Source organism: Dyadobacter sp. 3J3 (assembly GCF_009801115.1).
In the GTDB taxonomy this organism is placed as follows: Bacteria; Bacteroidota; Bacteroidia; order Cytophagales; family Spirosomataceae; genus Dyadobacter.
Genome location: NZ_VTOL01000002.1, coordinates 1 through 21,674, shown reverse-complemented (window position 1 = coordinate 21,674; position 21,674 = coordinate 1). Strand labels below are relative to the sequence as shown.

23 protein-coding genes and 1 pseudogene are annotated in these 21,674 nt (G+C 40.4%); 19 read left to right on the top strand and 5 right to left on the bottom strand.

What is annotated here, in order from left to right; translation table 11 throughout:
• Positions 1-20: 20 nt before the first annotated feature.
• A complete protein-coding gene (locus tag FZF08_RS03975) occupies positions 21-881 on the bottom strand; it encodes a hypothetical protein (protein WP_159467356.1) in 861 nt (286 codons plus the stop codon).
• Between the two features lie 532 nt (positions 882-1,413).
• On the opposite strand from FZF08_RS03975, the gene FZF08_RS03970 reads away from it, so the two are divergent.
• Both FZF08_RS03970 and FZF08_RS03965 read left to right on the top strand, forming a co-directional pair.
• A complete protein-coding gene (locus FZF08_RS03970) occupies positions 1,414-3,234 on the top strand; it encodes a hypothetical protein (RefSeq protein ID WP_159467355.1) in 1,821 nt (606 codons plus the stop codon).
• 361 nt (positions 3,235-3,595) lie between these two features.
• On the top strand, positions 3,596-3,826 hold the full coding sequence (locus FZF08_RS03965) for a hypothetical protein (protein ID WP_159467354.1): 231 nt from the start codon (positions 3,596-3,598) through the stop codon (positions 3,824-3,826).
• Positions 3,827-4,192: 366 nt separating this feature from the next.
• Here FZF08_RS03965 and FZF08_RS03960 read toward each other — a convergent pair whose 3' ends face one another.
• The 3 genes from FZF08_RS03960 to FZF08_RS03950 form a co-directional block, all read right to left on the bottom strand.
• The gene (locus tag FZF08_RS03960; RefSeq protein ID WP_159467353.1) at positions 4,193-4,360 is read right to left on the bottom strand and encodes a hypothetical protein; all 168 of its coding nucleotides are present in this window, start codon (positions 4,358-4,360) and stop codon (positions 4,193-4,195) included.
• Positions 4,361-4,422: 62 nt separating this feature from the next.
• The gene (locus FZF08_RS03955; RefSeq protein WP_159467352.1) at positions 4,423-4,851 is read right to left on the bottom strand and encodes a hypothetical protein; all 429 of its coding nucleotides are present in this window, start codon (positions 4,849-4,851) and stop codon (positions 4,423-4,425) included.
• A 62-nt stretch (positions 4,852-4,913) separates the two neighbouring features.
• Positions 4,914-5,837, bottom strand: coding sequence for a hypothetical protein (locus FZF08_RS03950; protein WP_159467351.1), 924 nt, complete (start codon positions 5,835-5,837; stop codon positions 4,914-4,916).
• Positions 5,838-6,861: 1,024 nt separating this feature from the next.
• On the opposite strand from FZF08_RS03950, the gene FZF08_RS03945 reads away from it, so the two are divergent.
• The 17 genes from FZF08_RS03945 to FZF08_RS03865 all read left to right on the top strand — a co-directional run bounded on the left by FZF08_RS03945 (position 6,862) and on the right by FZF08_RS03865 (position 21,371).
• Positions 6,862-7,569, top strand: coding sequence for a hypothetical protein (locus tag FZF08_RS03945; RefSeq protein WP_159467350.1), 708 nt, complete (start codon positions 6,862-6,864; stop codon positions 7,567-7,569).
• Positions 7,570-7,784: 215 nt separating this feature from the next.
• Positions 7,785-9,506 carry a hypothetical protein gene (locus tag FZF08_RS03940; RefSeq protein WP_159467349.1) on the top strand — a complete coding sequence of 574 codons (1,722 nt, stop codon included), beginning with the start codon at positions 7,785-7,787 and terminating at the stop codon, positions 9,504-9,506.
• Positions 9,507-9,723: 217 nt separating this feature from the next.
• Entirely contained in the window at positions 9,724-10,524 is an 801-nt protein-coding gene (locus FZF08_RS03935; protein WP_159467348.1) for a hypothetical protein, read from the top strand.
• A gap of 52 nt (positions 10,525-10,576) precedes the next feature.
• A complete protein-coding gene (locus tag FZF08_RS03930) occupies positions 10,577-11,323 on the top strand; it encodes a GNAT family N-acetyltransferase (protein WP_159467347.1) in 747 nt (248 codons plus the stop codon).
• 4 nt (positions 11,324-11,327) lie between these two features.
• Positions 11,328-12,122, top strand: coding sequence for a hypothetical protein (locus tag FZF08_RS03925; protein WP_159467346.1), 795 nt, complete (start codon positions 11,328-11,330; stop codon positions 12,120-12,122).
• 661 nt (positions 12,123-12,783) lie between these two features.
• Complete coding sequence (locus tag FZF08_RS03920) at positions 12,784-13,650, top strand: DUF2971 domain-containing protein (protein ID WP_159467345.1); 867 nt, start codon at positions 12,784-12,786, stop codon at positions 13,648-13,650.
• Between the two features lie 514 nt (positions 13,651-14,164).
• Positions 14,165-14,482 (top strand): hypothetical protein, encoded by a 318-nt coding sequence (locus tag FZF08_RS03915; protein ID WP_159467344.1) that lies wholly within the window; start codon positions 14,165-14,167, stop codon positions 14,480-14,482.
• 327 nt (positions 14,483-14,809) lie between these two features.
• Positions 14,810-15,118, top strand: coding sequence for an IS66 family insertion sequence element accessory protein TnpA (tnpA, locus tag FZF08_RS03910; protein ID WP_159467343.1), 309 nt, complete (start codon positions 14,810-14,812; stop codon positions 15,116-15,118).
• A gap of 1 nt (position 15,119) precedes the next feature.
• Positions 15,120-15,473 (top strand): IS66 family insertion sequence element accessory protein TnpB, encoded by a 354-nt coding sequence (gene tnpB, locus FZF08_RS03905; RefSeq protein WP_255463385.1) that lies wholly within the window; start codon positions 15,120-15,122, stop codon positions 15,471-15,473.
• 69 nt (positions 15,474-15,542) lie between these two features.
• On the top strand, positions 15,543-15,683 hold the full coding sequence (locus tag FZF08_RS31705; RefSeq protein WP_159467341.1) for a hypothetical protein: 141 nt from the start codon (positions 15,543-15,545) through the stop codon (positions 15,681-15,683).
• Positions 15,684-16,856, top strand: a complete 1,173-nt coding sequence (gene tnpC / locus FZF08_RS31700) for an IS66 family transposase (RefSeq protein ID WP_159467340.1) — start codon at positions 15,684-15,686, stop codon at positions 16,854-16,856. It begins immediately after the preceding gene.
• A gap of 124 nt (positions 16,857-16,980) precedes the next feature.
• Positions 16,981-17,457, top strand: a complete 477-nt coding sequence (locus FZF08_RS03890) for a hypothetical protein (protein ID WP_159467339.1) — start codon at positions 16,981-16,983, stop codon at positions 17,455-17,457.
• A 50-nt stretch (positions 17,458-17,507) separates the two neighbouring features.
• Entirely contained in the window at positions 17,508-18,233 is a 726-nt protein-coding gene (locus FZF08_RS03885; RefSeq protein ID WP_159467338.1) for a site-specific integrase, read from the top strand.
• The gene (locus FZF08_RS03880) at positions 18,226-19,197 is read left to right on the top strand and encodes a tyrosine-type recombinase/integrase (protein ID WP_159467337.1); all 972 of its coding nucleotides are present in this window, start codon (positions 18,226-18,228) and stop codon (positions 19,195-19,197) included. Before FZF08_RS03885 ends, FZF08_RS03880 begins: the two co-directional genes overlap by 8 nt.
• Entirely contained in the window at positions 19,184-20,197 is a 1,014-nt protein-coding gene (locus tag FZF08_RS03875; protein WP_159467336.1) for a site-specific integrase, read from the top strand. Before FZF08_RS03880 ends, FZF08_RS03875 begins: the two co-directional genes overlap by 14 nt.
• Positions 20,198-20,373: 176 nt before the next feature.
• Positions 20,374-20,538, top strand: a complete 165-nt coding sequence (locus FZF08_RS03870) for a transposase domain-containing protein (RefSeq protein ID WP_310590584.1) — start codon at positions 20,374-20,376, stop codon at positions 20,536-20,538.
• A gap of 254 nt (positions 20,539-20,792) precedes the next feature.
• On the top strand, positions 20,793-21,371 hold the full coding sequence (locus FZF08_RS03865) for a hypothetical protein (RefSeq protein WP_159467335.1): 579 nt from the start codon (positions 20,793-20,795) through the stop codon (positions 21,369-21,371).
• A 192-nt stretch (positions 21,372-21,563) separates the two neighbouring features.
• Here the strand turns inward: FZF08_RS03865 and FZF08_RS03860 are convergent.
• Positions 21,564-21,674, bottom strand: a pseudogene (locus tag FZF08_RS03860) (IS982 family transposase); the annotation flags it as partial.

The window sequence follows — 21,674 nt, the reverse complement described above, 5'->3', positions numbered from 1 at the left end:
AATCGAAAATTGCTGCCCACTTAGAGATGACTGGGCACGTTCAGACTTTTTTTTTGAGCGAGAACAATCTTGTAGACCAGCTGAAAAGTAAATGCGGCAGCCGTCCGCGAGGCGAATATTTTTGTTGTTACTGGGCGTCGATTCTGCGTTGCCAAGTCTGAATCAGAGGCGACTTGTTCTTCTACATCGGAAGGACTCTCCTCTAAAACATCTGATATTCCCCTAACAACACCATAAATCTCCCGTCCCTCTCGTCTGAACATCGCACTTGCAAATCCGAATCCCTCCATCTCAACAGCATGTGCATCGCCGTAGTGCATAGTCAAAATGGTTCCCTGGTGAGAATCAACATGCTCAATTACTTTCCCACCGGAGGCAATAATACCCTTATCCGCTTTCACATTCTCAATATTTTCCCCACCTTTAAATAGGTTCTTCCACTCATGATTTCTACGGATCGACTTTGCCAGCTCAACCACTTTATATGAAGATCCTTGCGCCTCAGGTCTTGCCCTAAATGAATCTCGGAGCTCTTTCCCTCCTTCATAGAGATAAATCTTTTCTCCAACTATCACATCGCCTACCGCGAAATCCCCAGGTTTCCTTGAACCTGCAATACCGACGAAAAAAATCATGATTGGCGAAAATTTGTTTATCGCCCTTTCAGCTTCCATGGCAGCAGTATCATTTCTCTGACCACATTCCCGGATGATCACCTTTGCTATTGGCTCTCCATTCACTTTAAAAATACCCTGCTCATAAATTGAGCTATTCTCTTCAATTTCTTCAATATCTTCAAGCTGCTCTCTTACAGCATTATATTCTTCTTCAAGCGCAGTTAAGATCACCACTATCGAAGATTCAAGGTCAATCGGTTCCATATATTCTAAAGCGCAAGCGTTCTGGGAGGACTAAACGGAAACTTAAAGATAGGCAAATTTGGGTCTGGTGAAAAATTCTCAAAATGCCAAGGTCGTATTTGCCACCGGAGTCGCACCTTCCCTATCACGACAAACACATTTATAATAAATTACTTATATGGTAGAAACACAAATCAAACACAGCTTTTATATCCGAGCTAGGTGACATCTTGGCAAGCCGAAATCTCTCTCGCTCAGTTTTTATAGAAAGCAGCATCCGAAGCCTAAGCATTCGTTACTGTCAGTCCCCGGTATATACTCATTGGCAGCTATGATAGTCCGGCTAAGGGCGAATGTTGATTCCAGATTTTTTAGTTCGATGGATTTCCGGCGATCCCGATAACTGGCGAGTGGTCATCACTATGAACCGACTGTCACTATCCTGGCTCGATTTGGCGGCGCCTAAAGGCATTTTAGATATCTTCGAGTAATAAATGCTCGTTACGCCAATCTCTATCAAGTTGCCATCAAAGGCTGTTCTTTCTGTTAAACTATGTGTCGATTTCAAACCCTCGAAGCAGATAAAATTATCTCTTGCCAAGCCACTGCCTACGTCGGGCTGCTATCCGACCAGAATGCCGTTACCCCAAGTGATCTGGTCATCCCTATCGATGGAGACGGGCTATGCATTTTTCACAGCAGTAAACTGGACTGGAAGCGGGAAAACAATTTTGGCTACTGGCTTGAACGCCTTTTTAAAGTTATTACCCTTGTTGATCAGGATAAGATCCCCCTTCAAACAACTTTCAGGGATTTCAATCTGATGGGGTTCGTCTTTATCGAAAATCAGCTCGCTAAACAAAAAGGGGGAGAAGCGAAACTCAGCTTTAAGAAGCTGAGGCTAAAAAACCACATTCAGCTGTACTTAAATGGATCCACGTTCGTGATGCCGGTAAGCTTCCAGGAATGCAGGATAAAAAAAACTGTTCTGGTATTTAATGACTGCCGTTTTGAATCGCACCTGCAAATTTCAAATTGTCAGATATTTCAACTTGGATTTACAGAATGCAGGTTTTCGGCCGGGATTCTGATCAGTAAATGCGACATCCAGGGTTACACGGAGTTCTCCGGGGCGACTGTACAGGAAAGTTTCCAGATCACCAGCACCGAGTTTACGACAAATGTCTTCCTTCCACAAGCCAGGTTCGAATGCCATTCATTTTTGCTGTCTTACGTAAACTTCCATGGCCAGGTCGACTTCTCCGCCTCGGTTTTTGAACAGGATATCGCCATCGAAAACTGTGAATTTGACAAAACTTTAAAGTTCCACAATGCTCATTTTCAAGGACCACTTGAGCTGACTGGTAATATTTATAGCGATAACGTTTACTTCACGTCTTCGGAATCCCAAAGAAAGCTATTCGAGGACAGTGTACACTTTCTCATCCTCAATCAGGAGGAGGAGCTTACAGGGCATCTCATTTTTGAGAACGCGAATTTGAGCAATATTGCCGAGCAGGATCGTCGAGAGCTGATCGAGCTTTCAAGGAAAAACAAAGTAACAATCGGCCCCGGCTGCATTAAATACAGGGCACAGACGCGTCCGGTATCAATCAAATCCACGGACGTAAACCGGAGTCTGATCAGCGAGCTTACGCATTCGTTTTCCAGTTACTTTACTTCGACAAACGGGATCAACCTGGGCGTTGAGTTCATCGACAAGACCCTGGGGTCATTGAGTATCTTCTACTTCACTGACGAAGACATGACGAACCAGGAGCTGGAACAAAAGCTAAAATTTGCCGCGGATAAATTCTGGACATTCGATTTTGCTGATGAAGATGATACAGAAAGCATAGCACAAAGGATCGACAGTTTCGCAGCACGCGTAGGCGTTACGCTTAACATAGCACTTAAGGAGCAACATCAAATCTGGTCATCACAAATGACCAGAGAACTTGTCGGCCTGATACCGACGTCGGATACAAACAAGGCTGTTAACCAGATCAATATTACGATTCAGAAATTTACTAATAATATGAAGATCGAAAATTTAATCGCACATAGTGGCTCCCAAATCAATATCGCGGACAGAATCGACAAAATCGATTTTTTTGCTTCGGTTTCGGGCATAACAGAAACAGATTTACAGAAGTTTAAAGAACTAATAGCCAAACTTACGCCGCGGGAAGTTACTGACCTCAACGTTGAGGTTGTTGAATCCCAGACGGCCCAGGGAGAAATTAGTTTGATCGAAAACTTAAAATCGAAAGTCGTAAACCTGGGAAGCAAGTATGGCATCCCGCTGGCCGAATCGCTAACTGCTTCGGCGGTTTACGATCTACTCAAAGTCCTTTTCGGCGTTACGAGCTGACGCTAAGCATGGTAAACAAGCTTGAGCATATTTACCTGATCAAGCTAAACGAAGTGTACACTGCGGCGCCTGCGTGAGGGAAAGATGATCATAGAAATTATGATTTGTTTTTTAGTGCATCCATCTTTCTGTATATCCTATCCCGGTACAAATCCCCCTGGGGCGTAGAGCCTAATTTTGCCCGGGTTTCAAATTCTCGGGCTCCGAGCAGGGCGATGGACCACTTATCACATTGGCAACAGCGGTATTCCCTCTAATTCTGTTGTTGAAATATCTCAGGACGTGAGCGGAAAGCTCTGGCTGGGACCATACTCTGGCGGGATGGCATCATTCGATAAGCAATCCACTCCTACCCAATGCTTTGCTAAAACCTGTTAAATGGGGCATTATCGGCGGCCTTAACGTGACATATATTCGCGGAAATGATTTGGATTACGTTTTCTCAAACGGGCAAACCATCCTTCGGACAGGATACCATGCGGCAATATTTGTACGTACCCATTTGAGCAAAAAATGGATGTTAAGCCACGAGCTGGCGTTTGGCCAAAGGAACCTTGGGGTTACGCCCAAAGACTCGCTTTTCGAAGACTGAAGCGCAAAGTTGCGCGCCAACTACATCGATCTTTTTCCGGCAAGTCTTAGCCTGAAACTACATCGGTTTCGACTACAAGCCGGCCCCTACGTGAGTGCACTCACCAGTGCCAGCCTACGCGGGAAGGGTGCTCAAGGCAATCTTATCAAGGAAAAAAGCATTTTCGGTGACCCGGTCAATGACGAGACTCAAAAAAGGTACTTGCAGAAATTTGACTTTGGTGCGAATCTAGGTGGAGAATTCGGACCCATAGATCACCACAATTCGGAAATTTAAGACATGTCGTTTCGGTTGAAATTGACCAAGCTAAATAATTGATTTATATTTATTTAACTATTGATAAACAGTATTATGTCGGGGGTCAATCTACCACGGAATCACATGGTCAAGCCATCCGAATTCTCCAACCGTGTGCAACGCGGATACATCATTTTGATAGGTTCTTCTAATGTACCTCTCAAAAAGCTGATTGTTTAACGTTTCAAACGCCGATTGATGGCTAAGTCCGTAAGTTTGGAAAGTATCCCAAGTCATAATAATAAATGTGAGCAACTGCCGATAGTTAGATATTATCTTCCCATCAAAAATAGCGTTGATTAATCTGGTCTATTGGTACCCAATTTGGAAAATTCAATATTCAGCCATTCGACGTATTCCAGTAGCCGCTCACGAACTTCTGTTTCTTGCGCACCGGATTTGATTTCCAATCCTTTATCCGTAATAAATATCTCCTTTCCTTCATTCAGGTCGCTGCATATTTCATAATGCTTATCCCATAGCCAGTCCCGCAAAAAAAGATTCTTATCCTTACTTCTTTTTCCGGAACGTGGAATTGAATTCTCATTTTCTAATGTCATCAAATCGTATTCTCTGGAATTATCCTTTGGAAAACCAACTATGTCAAGAACAATATCTAAATTATTAACAGCAACATTGTTCAGGTCAATACCCCTTTTTTCCAGATCTCCAAACAGAAAATGTTGTTTGTACTGCTCTAGTAATAAATTTACTAAGTGGTTTTTCACTATATTTACATTGAAGGTGAATACAATTATTTCTTATTTTGGTGAAAACTTTGGGAGCTGGTTTACAATTCCATACCGCGAATAAAATTGCTCAGATGTTTACTATGCCTTTTTAGATTATCAGCACTTTGGTCAAACATTTCTGTGTAGTTCACAATTCCATCCATCAAGTTCAAGTATAGCATTCGCAGATAATTCAACTGGGTCTTTATCTCGCTATTGAGGTTGTGAATATTTACGACGCTTTCTTCAATCTTTGATAAATCAATAGAATTGATTAAATCAGTGATTGCTTCAGTACGTATCTGTATTTTATACAATCGATCAAGGTGACTAATACTTGTCATTCTAGTATATTCGTCCCTTATTCTTCTCAAATTTTTTACATATTCTTTCTCCTTTGATAACAGTTCAATACTCGTATTTTGAAGGACGATAATTTTTATTACATTATTTGTTGTCTTTTCCAACTCATTACTTCTATCCTTTTTAAATGCTACACCATTATTAATATTATGGTATAAAGAATCAATATTTACAAATACGTAATAGAGCGAATCATTTTTTAAGTCAAACCTGTATTTCCGGTTTAGGTTGTTATAGGAATGGTAAAAATCACTTTGATTAATAACTTTGGCTATCCGATCAATGTCGCTGTAAGATGTAAAAATCTCGAGATCCGGCAAAGAATTATTTGCTTTTGAAAATTCCTCAGCCAGCTGTTTGAAACTCTTTACAAGCCCGTCAGCCGCGCTAATTGAATTTCTCAACATGAAGTCTAAATAACGCATGTTATCAAGATCCCTGTTTTCAATATCTTTAATACTCTTGTCAATCTGATCCTGAGTTTGTTTACGATACAATTTTATTGCAAACCAAGCGCCAACAAAGGTTCCGGCAATTTGAACGACGAAATCTGAAAGAAAGCTCAATAAGTCGCTGTTATCCCCTACAAACTCACCTGACTGGAAATAAAAATCAAACATTTCACTGAAATTAAATCTATTCTGAGAACTATTTCATACATTACTTTGACAGAGATGGATTACCTGACGCAGAAACTATCGGCAATTTGGAAAGACTCTGTTAGAAAACATAGACATATATACCACTTAGAACATCTAGAATGTAAAACTCGGATTCCTTGACCAACAAGCTTCATGTTAAACTGACCATTTTTGCGAAAGCGTTTTACCTTAGCCTCTTTTTCTTATAATTCGCCATTTAAATTCAATTGCCACTCCAGATTTTAGAGGATTTCGATTTCCTTATCTCAATGATCACTGACACCGAAATCCCCAGGTTTGCAGGAGAAAGTTGATTAAACCTGGAAAATGCCAAATGGCACAGATACGACAATGTCAGAAATCTAAGTTTATGACGTTAAGCCGGAGAATTCGGACGGTGTGATCATCAGACTACGTCGCAGAATTCGAACTGCATACAAGTTTATTGGTCAAATAATCCACTACAAATCAAATACTCAACAAGGAATACTCTTCTGGAAATGATATGACTTCAGGAAACCAGAGAAATCTTGAACCACCAACAATCGGACTTTGAAATACTATGTCTCGGTCAGAATTGACCAGTCAGAAATTTATCAACGGTAAGACAGCACAACACCGATAAGATTCATTCCCCCTTCGTACCGCCTGGGAATTGACAGAAACGGATTCTCCTGTTTTTCAGCGGAGCAGAGTATTCCTTCGACTTTGAAAAGAGGGCCATCCTGGGCGAGAGGTTAACATAGGTCTACGAGTTATACAGTTGTAGTCTAAATTCGCAATGCCCGCAAGAGATATCTCAACGACCTTCTTGTTGACAAAGACTCTTGATAATAAGCTCTTTGCCTGTTTCATCAAATTGCCAGGCAAAAAGTCCAATTAGTAAGAAATCGTTATTGTAACTGTGAACTCCGTTACCGAACACAAATTTTTGATATGCCAATGTTCAATTAAAGTTAGTATGTTGTAAAGAATTCCCATAATAATAATATAACTTTCTATCATGAGTGCAATTGTAGGTATATTATTGGATGATCAAGTAATGCTCGGCTCTGACACTTTGGCCTGTAAACCTTGGGAAGAGGGAGAGCTTCGGCTAACACCCGCATACTTTACATCTAAGGTTTATCATGTTCCACATCTTAAATCCTTATTTGGAATAACAGGATTTCATTTTATTGGAAACACATTTTACGACTTTCTTAGGCAATACATTGGCCTTGATATTCGAAGTATTCTAGAAATTGATCTGGCCAAGTTTGCTGTTGAATTAAGAAAAGTGGGGATAGACGATGCATTTGGAACAATTTTCCTGTATGGCTTCGATGATAAAGAAAGCATTTTTAAAGGATATTATCTGTTTATGGATCTATGCAAGACTGATTTTCAATGGAAGAAGTTGCCATCGTTTAAGGATGGAGAGCTCCTTACGAAGCCAGCGGTAAGCGGCATAACCAACAAAATGGAGCTGGTGTTTCAAAATGAAGAGCTAAATGCAAAGAGTATCATTAAGCGAGCTATAAGTATACAAAAATCGGAAGACGATCAGAGACTTGCTAGTCAACAGGTTGGCATAGGCGGTGATATTGTGTGGACGTGGATGGGGTACAACGGTAGCAATTTTAGTATTATATCTGAGGTGATTTATACTTTCCCAGACAAAAAGGAGGCCTTTAAGATCATGTTGGAGAAATTCAATAAACCATCTTAAACACAAGAAAAAAGTAACAGAGGGTGCAAAATTAAGCGACTACAAGACATCGGAAGCCAATGATCAAATAAGCAATCCAGCGGAAGACGCGCGACAGTTTTTTCTCATCAATTCGCCTTCAATAGATCGATAAACCAGATTGCGCGTATAAGTCAGGAATCTGGACCCCGGAAATGTCACTGTGAATTAATTAACCTAACAAATAAACCCAAATAATGGCCTTCGGTATTTTCCCAAAATATGAAGATATTTTTCCTGGAATCCAGTTGCCAGATCTCGATGAAGTGCTATCAAGAACATCGTCGAAAGATTTATTAAAAGCCGTTGCTTTTATGAATAGTAAAGTGCACCTATCCCAAACAAATTTGGCTGAACAAGAAGATATTTTATGGAAATGGATTTACCCGTTTGCTGAGCCAACTCGTTTTGAAGTTAAGAAAAATTATATCCTGTTCAAAAAGCATACTCAACGTCAGGGCCATCAGGTGATTCTGTTTGCTTCGGCTACGCTTCTCCGTTTAACTGAGCGAATCATTCTCAATTTCAATGACCTCCCTGAAAAACACAAAAAAGATATCGAAGACGAAATGACTTTATTTGAGGCATGGCTTATCATAAATAGTATTTTTGACGCTGATGTAGTTAAAGGATTGGACCCTGTGATAGCCAACCTCCCGGATATGCTCTTAGTGAATCAAGCCTCTCAATACGAGTTCATACATACAAAAGATGTCATATATCAGACGCTGTTAGCAAAGTCTTTCTTTGTTTTTCTATCCGAAAACGAAAAGCTAAAAAATTACTTGGTGGAGTTTTTAGCAAACAAACAAGTAAAAAACCCCAATGAATATTTGTCACATCTTCTGACTGTATACGGTGAGGGTATTTCGGGTAGATCTTTCGGATTTGGCATCCCAGATGAGGCTGTACACGTAATACCATTTTTCGATTCGATAGCGTATGATCTAGCAGCCCATACTTTTTCAGATTTAGCTGCCAAGCATCAACCTGATTCCGACTTCAAATTGTTAAGATCCAGGCCCCTCATCAAAGAAGTAAACGGAAATTACTATCCCCTTCATAATAACTTTTTTGTTGATAAAATCTATCAGGGCTTACTATTTGACTTCTTTCAACATTCATCTATTAAAGCTACCCATAAGACCTTTGGGGATTTCTTGCAGCTTTTAGGTCAAGATTTTGCCGAGTCACATCTGTTTTACGGTTACGTGGCAGAGTGTTTCCCTCCAAAAAAATACGTAGTGACTGTTCCAGGTAATCAATTTAACGAGTTTGAATATTCAGATTATTATGCTAGACAGGGCAACAAACTATTTCTATTTGAGTTCAAAAACAGTATCATGAATGCTCAAGTAAAACAATCTCGGGATGCTGCCAGAATCAAAGCTGAAATTTTTAAAAAGTTGGTTTACAGTCCTGACAACAATCGCAGAAAAGGAGTCGGCCAGCTTATTAATGTCATTCAAAATATTGAAGAAGGCGGCTTCGAGTTTTATGACTTCGCTGCCCGAGAAATAAGAAGCCTGATTATTTATCCAATAATCGTCTATACAGACGATTTCTTTTCGCTAGACGGTATACAGAATATCGTTAGCGACGAATTCAGCAAATTACTCAAAGAAAGACCTGTTAGACGACACAAAGTAAGGAACGTTACGCTGGTCCATCTTCGAGATATAATTGACATGCAATTTTTGATTCAATCGAGCAAAACAACTATCTCGGATATAATGCAGGTTTATTTCACACGTAAGAAAGACATTATACGAAAAAGACCCCGAAATCAGCAAGAGCATCTGGCAAAACTTAAGGGATTTCGCTCAATAATGCATGATATCGTTCTCCCCTACTCAGACAAAAAAGCACTGCTTAAACGATTGGCTACCGCTTTAGATTTTAACACCCCGCGTGTATGATACATTCGAGTAAATCATTGCATGCCTTGAAGATATAGACATTAAGGAAACGTTTATCGGTTTCAACAATTTGTTTAACCCCATAATAAAACCTCAACCCAAAAAGTAATCTAGTTCAAATATGCTATCAGATCAAAGTAATAAAAATGAAGGGTACTGCAAATTGTGCAACTCGAATACCACACTTCAACATAGCCATATTTATCCGAAATTTATCATGAATTGGCTTAAGGAAACCGGCGACGGATTTCTTAGGTCGGCAGATGACGTAAATCGCAGGCGTCAAGATGGTTTTAAGTCATATATGCTATGCGCAAATTGTGAAGATCGTTTTGGGAAACTCGAGACCTACGTAGCGAAGTCGATTTTTCACCCAGTTGTCAATGATTCTGTCACAGAATTTAAGTATGACGAAAGACTTTTTAAATTTGTAATTTCAGTATTCTGGAGGACACTGCACCATGGCTTACTGCAAGAAGAAAAGCAGTTCAGCACTTATCCATATTTGCTGGAAGCTGAAAAACAATGGAAGAATTACCTTTTGGACAACGGGACGCTAGAACGCTTCAACAAGTTACATTTACTTATTGGGGTTGATGTGATGCGGAACACCTCAAATCTGGAGAAAGAGATCACCGATCGGGCTGTAAAATACATGGCTAGGAATATCGATTCCGGAGTAATTGATGATGGAAATACCTACCATGTGGCTTTTCTAAAAATCCCTCGGTTCCTATTTATAATTCCAGTCTCAAATATCGACGAAAAACAATTCACAGATACAGAAATTTTTATTAGTGGCGGAAGCTACCGAGTAAATGATGGATTTATAAACGATCCTAACATAGGATACACATTATTAGATAGAATTAATCAGTTAGAAAACGCTCTTGGCAGCATGAGTCAAGCTCAAAAACAAAAAATAGAAGAAAGAACTTTGAAAAAATGGGGAGATGTTAAGAATAAAGATTTGGGACAAATTCTGGAATACCTAAGGGATAAATCGAAAAATAAATAAAGGCCTTCAATCAATTTCGCGCGTACGCAAACTTCATCTTATCAAATTAAATTTGGAATCAGTTAAAAATATTACGACTTCATTTAACCCTAGCTCTCAACAGATCTCTAAAATTGAAAAATGGCTTTTTGAGGAGGATCGAACAGCTAACGAGGGTTTTTATTATAAATGGGAAGAAATCAAATCTTGGTTTCAGAAAAAGCAAGTAATCATTGCCTCAGTTGAAGGGCGAACCATTGGATTTGCAGCATGGAGAATAACTTCCCGGCTATCTGCTGTAATTGAGTTTACAGAAATCCAGCCATCAGAACGGGGCAAAGGATATTCGAAAATATTATTGTCCAGCTTATTTGCTTTTCTTGAACAAAACGGCATTTTAGTCATTTCACTTCAATGTGCGCCAGCATCATCTGAGGTGATTTGGAAAAAGTTTGGATTTGAAGACATGTTTCTTGAAGACGAGCAAAACTTTCAAATTAAAAACAAGCAGCTTTATAAAACCCTGGTACGTTGCCAAAAAGTATCAGATGATATTCCATCGCGGCATTATCTTCAGCTGTGGGACCGTGAGTTTATTAACACAGATGCCTTAAGGCCTACCTGGACCTGGAATCTGGATTTTATTGAAGGCTCGGAAAATTTAAAAGTACCCATCATTCATCCGTGTCATTACGACTGGCGAATTAAATGGGGTATGGGAACTACTTGTTTCAACGACTGCCAAATTTCAAGATGGGGGAAGCAGCAGATCGTTTTTGACGACTTTTTGATCTTTACGAATCTACCCAAATCAAATTAAACCGATGGAAAAGCAGCAGATTGAGGAAGCCCATTTACGATCCTTTTGGCAGGTTTCCGGGTTTTATCCAGACATTTTGCCAATAAGTCAGGAACCTCCGGAGCCCGATTTCTTTTTAGAAACGCCCCGCGGGTTGATTGGCATTGAACACACCCAGCTCATTCACCAAAAAGATACTAATAATGTGGACCCCAAAATCCACGAAGTTGTGGGGGAGCAAATTATGCAGAAGGCTGAATCGCTATATTTCAAGACAAATAAAATCAAACTCAATGTTCATGTAAGTTTCAAAACTGAGTATGGACTAAGACTGGGGAGTATTCCTGTTTCACTGGCGAAAAGTGATGTCAAAACGCTAAGTCCATTTATTGCAAACTTTGTAGCGAACCATATTCCTGCGGAAAGATCTACGATAGACTTTGATGGCTACGATTTAGAAGACGGAAAAGAAATACTTCCTGAAAAGATCGAGTCGATCACGATCAGTAATACAAACTATCGGGATGACTCGTGCTGGTCGCCAGTGACCGGAGGAGTTGTCCCTCCAATTTTTAGCAGTTCCGCCTTTCTTACTGCGCTGAGTAAAAAGAACGAAAAACCAGCGAATTACCTTAAAAAATATGCAGAGATATGGCTTTTGATGGTCGAAAATGATAAGCGCTTCACCTCCTATTTCGATTTCAATTTCCCGTCAACGAGCCAGATCGAGTCAGTGTTTGACAGAGTTTTTATATACCGGAATGGACTTAATCAAGTTATTGAATTAGAAACATTAAATAAAAACAAAAAAACCGGATAGGGCTTTACATGCTAATTAATTGAATAAGGATTGTAATTCAATAAGCGTTTTCAAATGGTATATTGCCAATAGCAAGCGTCTTATGACAATTACAAGTTGAACTTGGCAATTAGTAAATGCCCATCGGTGTGTATTTAATGCAAAGCCAGCCGAAAGCAAAATATAGGTCAAGGGTTCCGGCAAAGACGGAACTTGCTCAGTCCTTGACCATTATTTGGCGAAGACTACCTTTGCGTTTGATAGACACCAGCAATCGATCAGGTGACTAGTCCCAAAGCCAAGCTTGCTTTTCCAAACATTTCTGTAAGAAAACTATCAATCGAGATGATTTAAAAAATTCAAAGAGAGCGTCTCAAATCTCGACAGCGTTGGAAAACTACAAGAATGCCTCTATCTGTACCATAAGCATTGTACAGGAAGTATTAAGCAACTCCATAGTCTCCAGATGAACGGAAGACCTTCAATACACTTGCGAGACATTCCCAATAGCTATTAGCAATTGTTGAATGTTGCTGTAAAATGAATCAACGCTGTTGGCCGTCAATACAAAGAAAAAAAATTAAGGCAAGGAAGTAGTGCCAGATTAGATGATAATGTCAGATACCTTATTGCTATTTAATCCTATTTTGATTAAATACAGCATATATCTAACTTACTACTGATGAGTATTGTTACAAAAAACGCCGATTCCATGTACGATCCCCTTAATCCGGACGAAATACAATTTAAAGAATCCTTTTACCAGCAGCAGGTCGATCTGGTATTGAACCATCCTATTGTTTATAAATACATAAACTTTGAGAGTGGTATGAAGATACTTTCTGACCATACATTGGCATTTCGTTGTCCATTGGAAGTCAATGACCCATTTGACTGCAATCTATCACTTATTGATTTTGAAAAAGTACCACGTAGCTTCATCGAGAATCTAATAAACAAATACCCCACATACTTTGATGAAACAACTAAAAAAAAATTGTTAACCGAACCATTAGAAGATACCTACGCCAGAGTAAGAGACGCAATTAACATCGGAATGCAGGGGGATCTAAGTAAACGAGGAATGTCTTGTTTCAGTGAGACGTTTTCAAATCTTTTGATGTGGTCTCATTATGGAAACTCTCACTCGGGAATTTGCATTGGCTTTAATTTGGCAAATTTATATGGTAGCATACGAAGTTCGTCTCATCCGGAAAGGTTTATGGCAAAAGTCAAATATTCTAAAGATTTTGTGGCGAAAGACCACTATCAACACCGATGGGAGTCTATCGTGGACTGGCTTAGGACAAAATCGATTGATTGGGAATATGAAAAAGAAATACGTATTGTTTTATATGATCTAGTCTTCAAGGATAAGCTTCATATCAAGCCAATCGACAAAGATTCAATCGTATCGGTATTTCTAGGAAGCAAAATATTGAAAGAAAATGAGGGGGAATTAAGAGCAACCGTTGCTAAACAGCTCCCTAATGTTATTATTAAAAAGATGACTCAAATCAAGAATAAATTTGAAGTTATTCCTATATAGCCGAAAGATTTATGGGGCACTAACAATTGTTTCCCATGAACATGAATGGTCAATCAACAAAGGCTTACCAGGATCAACCCAGAATGATCAGATTAAATGTAAGCTATAATCGGCATTGAAGAACAATGAAGAACGACTCATTAAAATTATCCACATCGCAGCGGATAGTAATACATTCGATACAAGCAGGCAATTTACACCAACGACAACCGAGAGAAACAGGTTTTGTAAACTTTCCCTTTTTCATTTTTGACCAGTTTAACACAAAAAAAATATGTTAACTAACTAATAAGAAGCAGATTACTCAGTATGCTAAGCTACCCAGTTTCGAAGGAGGTACTTATCATTTTACAATTTGGGAATATCTAACATGTCGGACAAAAAAACTCCCCATTTGCTCACATAGATTATGGCCTCGAGGATTAAACATTCACAAATAATCAGCATTATCAAAGCATTGTCAAAACGGGAGATGCCTGGTCATCTGAAAAAAATCGGATTGCCCTAGCTACCTGTGGACCAAGCCTTTTTCCTAGTCGAAACAGCGCAAATACTCGGAAAAAGAGGATATTTTAAACAGCAGCATTGGGCCTATGAGAAGGCCATTGATCTATTCGGTATGGCCGGAATGCGTTACGCAATGTACGCAACCAGTGTCAATGCAACGCTTAGCCTCGACCATTTATCTTTGTATAAATTCGCTGTTCAGCTTCTAAGGAAGGCGGTCAGAAACCTGGAGAAAGACTGGAATGCCCGCTGGCCAGCTTCCAAGAATAAGCTCAAGGCCTCAGTGGAATTAAGCATCTTTTTTAGAAGGAAATTATCTCCTTAATAATTTACCACCAAAAGTGGGGAAGAACCGCAGATTGACCATCAGCATATTATTACTCGCAATCTGCTAAATAACTATCAACCATTGACTTACAACCGAAACAACCTGCCCTCAATTTCCGACTTGGGATGATCAGTGGCTCCGAATTCTCCATGCTAAGATGTCTTTTAGTTTTATTTAATACCATCTCCTGAAGTACTCACCGCTGTATTTCACTAAACCACAACTTGTAAAAGTTAAATTTCTTCCTTAATTATTATATAATAAATGTATCCGTCCGATGATACCCATATTTTATTGAATTGATAGAGTTCGTAATCTTGTTTCATGAAAAATGAGACAGAAAAAATGCGCGATTTGTACGATCAGTGGCAAATGCAAGGAATAAGTAAACAGGCTTTCTGCAATCAGAATGGCATGGGATATCACAAATTTAATTATTGGGTTAAGAAATTCCGACATAAGAATGTTGCACCTGTTGCACCCACCCGTGGGTTCAGCCAGGTACCGGTTCAACAGCCGGATGTAGTTGAACAAAACCAACATCTGCTGGCGGCCATTAGTTTTCCATCAGGAGCGCGTATAGAGCTATTCGGCTCTCTGGACGCATCATTTATAAGAAAGCTCATTCTTTAATATGTTGGCTTTATCTTACAGTTGCCGGTACTTTCTATACCGGAGCCCGACGGACATGCGTTTTGGAATCTATAGCCTAGCTGGCCTGGTTCGGAATGAATTGGGTTTTGATCCATCGAGCGGCGATGTCTTCGTTTTTCTGGGCAAACGGCTTAACCAAATACGCCTTTTGCAGTGGGATAGAGATGGGTTCGCGATGTACATCAAAAAGCTTGAACAAGGCACTTTTGAGTGGCCAAAAGGTCAAGAGGTATCCATTACCAGCCAGCAACTCACACTTCTTTTACAAGGAGTAATGCTGGATTCTGTCCGCCTTAGAAAGCGGTATCAGCACGCAAATCATGCCACAAAATAAGAAGTAGAATTTACCTAAAAAGTGCCTTCATGGCTTTTTTAAGCTGATTTTGTATCGTATCTTCGGGTTATGGAAGATACAGCGACGGATTATAAATTACTCTACGAGAAGTCGCTGGAATTGATATCCGAAAAGGATCAGCAGATCCAGGAACTGAACTTTGAGCTTGACAAATACAAGCGATATATATTCGGAAAAAAGAACGAATAATTGGCCAATGTCCACACGGATGTAAACCAGATTGATCTCTTCGAACTGGGAACAGATAAACAGCAGCAAGAAGAACTATCTCAGCAAGCCGCTGACGTTGTAAAAGAAAAAATTCCTGCCAAAAAACGTAAAAAGGGAACGGGTAGAATGCTGCTTCCTGAAAACCTACGCCGTGAGATCATTGTTATTGAACCTACGGAAGATGTTACCGGCTGCACTATAATCGGAGAAGAGGTCACGGAGGTGTTGGATCTAATTCCTGCCGAGTTCTTTGTAAAACGTTATATCCGCTACAAATATGCCCGTGCCAATGGCGAGGGTATCATAACGGCATCACTTCCAGACCGTGTAATTGATAAGGGCATTCCTTCGGAAGCAGTCATTGCTCAAATGGTGGTCGATAAGTATGTATTCGGTCTTCCGCTTCACCGCCAGATCGATAAATACAGACGGTTAGGAGTAAATGTTCCTGCTTCCACTGCCTCAGACTGGATCATGAAAGGCTGGCAGCGTCTGGTTCCATTATGGGAGCTTTTAAAACTCCTGATTCTCAACCAGAAGTATTTACAGGCTGATGAGTCGCCTCTGAAAGTACTTGATAGAGACCACAAAAATGGTATCCATCAAGGCTATATGTGGATATACAATGCTCCCTGCGATAAGCTGACGCTGTTTGATTACCGGAAAGGACGCGATCAAAGTGGACCTAAGCAGATGCTGGAGGGATATACCGGTATACTGCAAGTGGACGGCTATTCGGTGTACGAAAAGCTTTTTGGTAATCATCCTGACATTCTTTTGGTCTACTGTATGGCTCATGCCCGCCGCAAATTCGTGGACGCCCTTAAATATGATAAAGAAAGATCGACTTACGTGCTTGAACGCATGCAAATACTCTACGCCCTGGAGCAGCAGATGCGTGAAGAAAAACTGGATTGGGAAGAGAAAACAAAGTTAAGACAGGAAAAATCGGCTCCGGTTCTTTTGGAATTAAAGGAGTGGATGACACAGCAGCTTCCGCTGGTAATCCCCAAAAGTCCTCTCGGTCAAGCCATAGCCTACACCTTACCCCGCTGGGAAGGACTGAGTGCCTACGCACTTCACGGGCAAATTGAAATTGATAATAACCTTGCAGAGAACGTAATTAGGCCCCTTGCGATTGGTTATGCATAGTTAAAGATTATGTAAAGTCAGCATATAAAAGTTGCTTCCAGGCTTACCGGAAGACGAAAGTACTTTACATAATAATACGTTGTTTTAGTGATTGCGATGTTGCAATCACTAAAACAACGCAGCTATGAGGAAAATACAGACATGCTTTGATCAGCTCATCTATGATGCAGGCGAAGTGTTGAGAACCAAACTATTAAGAACTGACGCGACAGTTAACTGGTATCGTATCTATTGGCGACGAATGTGGCGTGAGATACGGGGCAAAGACATACCCGAATTCACTTCTAATCTTGGCAGGCAACATTTACTTGACCGGTTTGGCCAGCTCGATTACGCTACACTTTCCAAAAGAGACAAGGATTTTGTGAAAATTGTCAGTGTACTATGTGAATTTTATGACACAGGTACCATAACCAGATCCCGGGAACGGCTCCAACTGGACGGAGTAATCGGCGCGCTGGTTAAGCAATTTGTTGATCACCTGGCCACGCTGCGTTTAAAGTCAACAACAATAAGGGAGCGCGAACATTACCTGAGCAAGTTTCTTATCTATATGAAAAAAAGGGTATCGCTTCCATTGACAAGGTGGATAAATTTGTGATTATAGATTATCTAAGAACCTTAGACATACGGCATTCCACTGTTGCTCATATGACATTACGAGCAATCAGAACATTTTTAAAATTTCTCTTTGAACAGGGATTAATAAAAGAAGACATTTCACTTTCTGTCCCACAAGATAACTATCAAAAACAGGCCAAGCTCCCGTCTGTCTTCAGCGTCGATGAGATTCAAAGAATGATCAGTAAAATAGACCGCGCCAGGCCCAGTGGTAAACGTAATTATGCCATCGTATTAATTGCCGCCAGACTGGGCCTACGAGCATCTGATATTGCCGGGCTGAAGTTTGAGAATTTGTTTTGGCAGCAGAGCATCATATCAATATGTCAGTACAAAACCGGGCGGCAACTCCAACTGCCTTTACTTGCTGAAGTTGGTGAAGCGATCATTGAGTACTTGAAATACGGAAGGCCAATTTCTAATGAACCGTATGTGTTCCTGTCAGCTGGCTCTCCCTTTCGACGGATGCATACCCCTGGCATAACAAGTCTTGTGAACCGCGCATTTATTCTTTCAGGCGTTAATATTGAGCATCGACACCATGGACCTCATGCGCTTCGTCACAGCCTTGCCAATTTACTTCTGGAGCAAAGTACAATTTTGCCGGTTATTACAGAAGTGCTCGGTCATGAAAACTCCCGTTCAACAAAATACTATTTACGGATAGACCTGACATCCATGAAGCAGTGTATGCTTGAGGCGCCTGCAGTAGCTGATGGATTCTATAATCAGAAAGGATGTTGTTTTTATGCATAATCACTTCACCGGCATTTATGCCACGTATCTGGATCAATACCTGGATTATAAAAGGCAATTAGGCTTTAAGCAGCAAACAGAGGAGTCAATACTTGCAATTTTTGACCGATTTACGGTGAGCCGTGGTGAAACCCGGCTGGGTATCACCACGGAACTTTCGCAAGCATGGATGCAAACAGGCGCCAACTTGTCGTCATCCTATAACTTTCATCGCGCATTGCTAATCAATAAACTGGCATCATTCCTTAACGAACAGGGTATCCACTCTTACCTGATGCGTTTACCTGTATGTAAAATGGATTTTACGCCACATATTTATTCACAAGATGAGCTTAGGCGCCTTTTTGAAGCAGCAGATCATTTTCGCATCAGGAAGGGTTTACGTCAAATCATGTTTGCTATGCCTGCACTTTTAAGGTTACTGTACTGTACCGGCCTGAGAGGCGGCGAAGCATTGGCTTTATCGGTTGGTGATGTTAACCTCGATGACCAGACCATCCTTGTGCGGGACAGCAAGAATGGACAGCAGCGTGTTATTCCTTTTTCAGATTCGTTGGCAGCGGTACTTAGGCAATACGCCTTTTACAGGAATGAGTTACCCGCTTGCCTGGTCAAGAAGGACCGCTTTTTCATCTCCCTTGATGGAAAAAGGATATCACACCACTGCTTTGGCCGATGGTTTTCACGTTTGTTATTGGCTGCCGGAATTCCAAAAGGTCGCGGTACCACTCCACATGCATTACGTCATTCATTTAGTGTCCATTCACTGGCGATGATGGCCGAACATGGAGCGGATATCTACTGCTGCTTACCGGTACTCTCAACTTACCTTGGTCATAAATCAGTAGAATCGACAAATCATTATGTCAGGCTGGTATCTGCCATGTACCCTGGGTTGTTGAAGGATATTGACAGGATCTGTATAAACGTTTTTCCTAACAGCTCAGCCTATGAAACCTACTAACTTCTCAAAATGCCTGACAGGTTTTTTGACCGGGTATTTGGCGCACGAGCGCGGCGCAAGTAAGAACACCATCAGCGCTTATCGGGACACTTTCATCCTGTTCATAAATTACATGGAAGTCCAGGGTATCCCTGTATCAAGATTAACGCTAGAGAATATTAATCAAATGGCAGTCGTCGGTTTTCTTGATTGGCTACAGGTAGAACGCAAAAATGGTAACGCAACCAGGAATGCGAGATTGGCTGCAATCCATGCTTTTTTTCACTACATGCAGTATCAGCACCCTGAACATCTTTATGAATGTCAGAAAATCTTATCAATACCGATGAAGCGCAAGGCGATAGTACCAATGAACTATCTGACAATTGAGGCGATTAAAATGCTTTTGCAGCAACCGGATACCCGGACCGTTAGAGGTAGACGTGATCTGGCTTTGCTTTCATTGATGTACGATACAGGCGCACGCGTTCAGGAGATTATTGATCTGACGCCGTCTAGTCTCAGGCTTGACAAGCTGAGTACAATCCGGATTAATGGCAAAGGAAATAAAACCCGCATTGTTCCAATGCTCGAACAGCAAGTGAGATTATTAGAGCCTTATCTGAAAGAACATGATCTTTTCCAGGCATGTAATAATGAACATCCATTGTTTTTCAATAGTCGAGCAGAAAAACTTACACGGGCTGGTGTAAATCATATTCTGCTCAAATATGCTGATATGGCCAGAAAGACAACAGGTGAGGTTCATTTACCAGAAAAGATCAGCTGCCATACCCTGCGTCACAGCAAAGCAATGCATTTACTGCAAGCAGGCGTCAATCTGGTATATATACGCGATATTCTCGGTCATGTTTCTGTTCAAACCACCGAAGTATACGCACGAGCCGATTCGCGGGCGAAACGGGAAGCCATCCAAAGAGCATACACGTCAGTTGTACCGGAAAAGCAACCGGTGTGGTTGTCGAATGAAAATCTTTTGGACTGGCTCAAACGTTTTTGACCATTGTTATTATGTAAAGTAATGTGACACAAAACCGCTGTCCACTGAAAATAGAACAAGGTATTGCTCACTTACTTTACATAATCTTTAACTATGCATAACCAATCTTATGTAAAGCTTTACATAAAATTGGACGAAAAGCGTTTTTGTTTGCTGGTTCCCACCAGGCAGCTGAGATGACAGCCGCTATGTATTCCTTTATGGCAACATGCAAGAAAAATGATGTTGATGAGCAACTGTGGCTGGCCGATGTATTTAAAAGAATACAATCTCATAAACATAAAGATCTTTATCAATTGCTACCAAACAACTGGGAGAAGTTCAGAAATCTCGAAAATTAACCCAGAACTACGTTTGCCAAATTAGCAAGACGCGTTTTGTCGGAGCGATACATAAGAACGACAAAGCAGAACCCGCGTATGCGACCCTGATTTATCCAAAAGATTCAGCCTCGTCACAAAATTTCAGTTTCGCCTTAGGCTATAATGTACTAAGTGGCAGAGGTGAGGCATCACTTAACCCTTTTGTCGAATGGCAAAGAAATACGCTAAGTGATAAAAAGCAAAATGCGTTTATAGCTGGTATCAACTTCCAGATGCCTTTATGGAAAATTCTTAATCTGGATCTTGGTGAAAGCAAGAAATGGACAATGTATTCCATTGTTGCAGCAAATTATAAACATGATGCAGAAAACAAAACGGAAGGGTCCCAAGCTAGTTTGTATTTTACTCCCTCTTTCGTCGGAAATGATAATCCGATAAGTCTTCTTCCCGATGTCTTTAGCAATAATGAAATTCTCGATTATTATTACAATGTTTATGGTGGATTGGAGTTTGAGAGCCGGTCACAGGTAGCTGATCTTAACTTCAAGGGTAAAACAGGACGTTGGTATCTGCGCGTTGCAGTTACTTTTTATCCCTTATCGAAAATGCTTGATAAGCGATTGGAGATCGTACCAGATTTTGCTTATCGAAATGCATTTTCAAACACCAGCAAGGCAGAAGAAAGAATTAATAAACTATTCAAACTAGCGGTTAATTTCGTCATTGTGAGCAAAGCAAAGTCGAAATTTGCCGATGTGAAACTTGGCTATGAATACAAAAAAGGTAGTGATCCGACTGTTGGATTCGATAGGCAACGCGTAAATACAATTGCTTTGAAGATCAAGATATAGCAGTTACCGATCGGTGAAATATACTTTCTTCGTCTGTTGATCACAAGTCAATGTCGAAAAATTTTAAAGCCAATAATGTCCATCGAAAACATAAAACACGCGGCGTTTCGAATCATTGTCCGTTTCATTACAATGATCGAATGTGTTTTGACTGACAATAAATCAAAATATATTTTAACCCGTTGGGTGAAATTATGTGATTTGAATTTTGATATTGTTTATATTCCTGTTGAATATAAATTTATTAAGGTATTGAATCAAAGTTAAGGACGTAATTTTTGCAAGAATTCTTGTTCTAAATCC

What these genes read in the sequence shown, in the direction of transcription:
- FZF08_RS03960 (WP_159467353.1), bottom strand. Translation starts at nt 4,360, where the DNA reads ATGACTTGGGATACTTTCCAAACTTACGGACTTAGCCATCAATCGGCG.
- FZF08_RS03975 (WP_159467356.1), bottom strand. Translation starts at nt 881, where the DNA reads ATGGAACCGATTGACCTTGAATCTTCGATAGTGGTGATCTTAACTGCG.
- FZF08_RS03940 (WP_159467349.1), top strand. Translation starts at nt 7,785, where the DNA reads ATGGCCTTCGGTATTTTCCCAAAATATGAAGATATTTTTCCTGGAATC.
- FZF08_RS31705 (WP_159467341.1), top strand. Translation starts at nt 15,543, where the DNA reads ATGGAAGATACAGCGACGGATTATAAATTACTCTACGAGAAGTCGCTG.
- FZF08_RS03945 (WP_159467350.1), top strand. Translation starts at nt 6,862, where the DNA reads ATGAGTGCAATTGTAGGTATATTATTGGATGATCAAGTAATGCTCGGC.
- FZF08_RS03935 (WP_159467348.1), top strand. Translation starts at nt 9,724, where the DNA reads ATGAATTGGCTTAAGGAAACCGGCGACGGATTTCTTAGGTCGGCAGAT.
- FZF08_RS03890 (WP_159467339.1), top strand. Translation starts at nt 16,981, where the DNA reads ATGAGGAAAATACAGACATGCTTTGATCAGCTCATCTATGATGCAGGC.
- FZF08_RS03950 (WP_159467351.1), bottom strand. Translation starts at nt 5,837, where the DNA reads ATGTTTGATTTTTATTTCCAGTCAGGTGAGTTTGTAGGGGATAACAGC.
- FZF08_RS03865 (WP_159467335.1), top strand. Translation starts at nt 20,793, where the DNA reads ATGCCTTTATGGAAAATTCTTAATCTGGATCTTGGTGAAAGCAAGAAA.
- FZF08_RS03875 (WP_159467336.1), top strand. Translation starts at nt 19,184, where the DNA reads ATGAAACCTACTAACTTCTCAAAATGCCTGACAGGTTTTTTGACCGGG.
- FZF08_RS03925 (WP_159467346.1), top strand. Translation starts at nt 11,328, where the DNA reads ATGGAAAAGCAGCAGATTGAGGAAGCCCATTTACGATCCTTTTGGCAG.
- FZF08_RS03880 (WP_159467337.1), top strand. Translation starts at nt 18,226, where the DNA reads ATGCATAATCACTTCACCGGCATTTATGCCACGTATCTGGATCAATAC.
- FZF08_RS03885 (WP_159467338.1), top strand. Translation starts at nt 17,508, where the DNA reads ATGACATTACGAGCAATCAGAACATTTTTAAAATTTCTCTTTGAACAG.
- tnpA (WP_159467343.1), top strand. Translation starts at nt 14,810, where the DNA reads ATGAAAAATGAGACAGAAAAAATGCGCGATTTGTACGATCAGTGGCAA.
- FZF08_RS03920 (WP_159467345.1), top strand. Translation starts at nt 12,784, where the DNA reads ATGAGTATTGTTACAAAAAACGCCGATTCCATGTACGATCCCCTTAAT.
- FZF08_RS03870 (WP_310590584.1), top strand. Translation starts at nt 20,374, where the DNA reads ATGACAGCCGCTATGTATTCCTTTATGGCAACATGCAAGAAAAATGAT.
- FZF08_RS03970 (WP_159467355.1), top strand. Translation starts at nt 1,414, where the DNA reads ATGTGTCGATTTCAAACCCTCGAAGCAGATAAAATTATCTCTTGCCAA.
- tnpB (WP_255463385.1), top strand. Translation starts at nt 15,120, where the DNA reads ATGTTGGCTTTATCTTACAGTTGCCGGTACTTTCTATACCGGAGCCCG.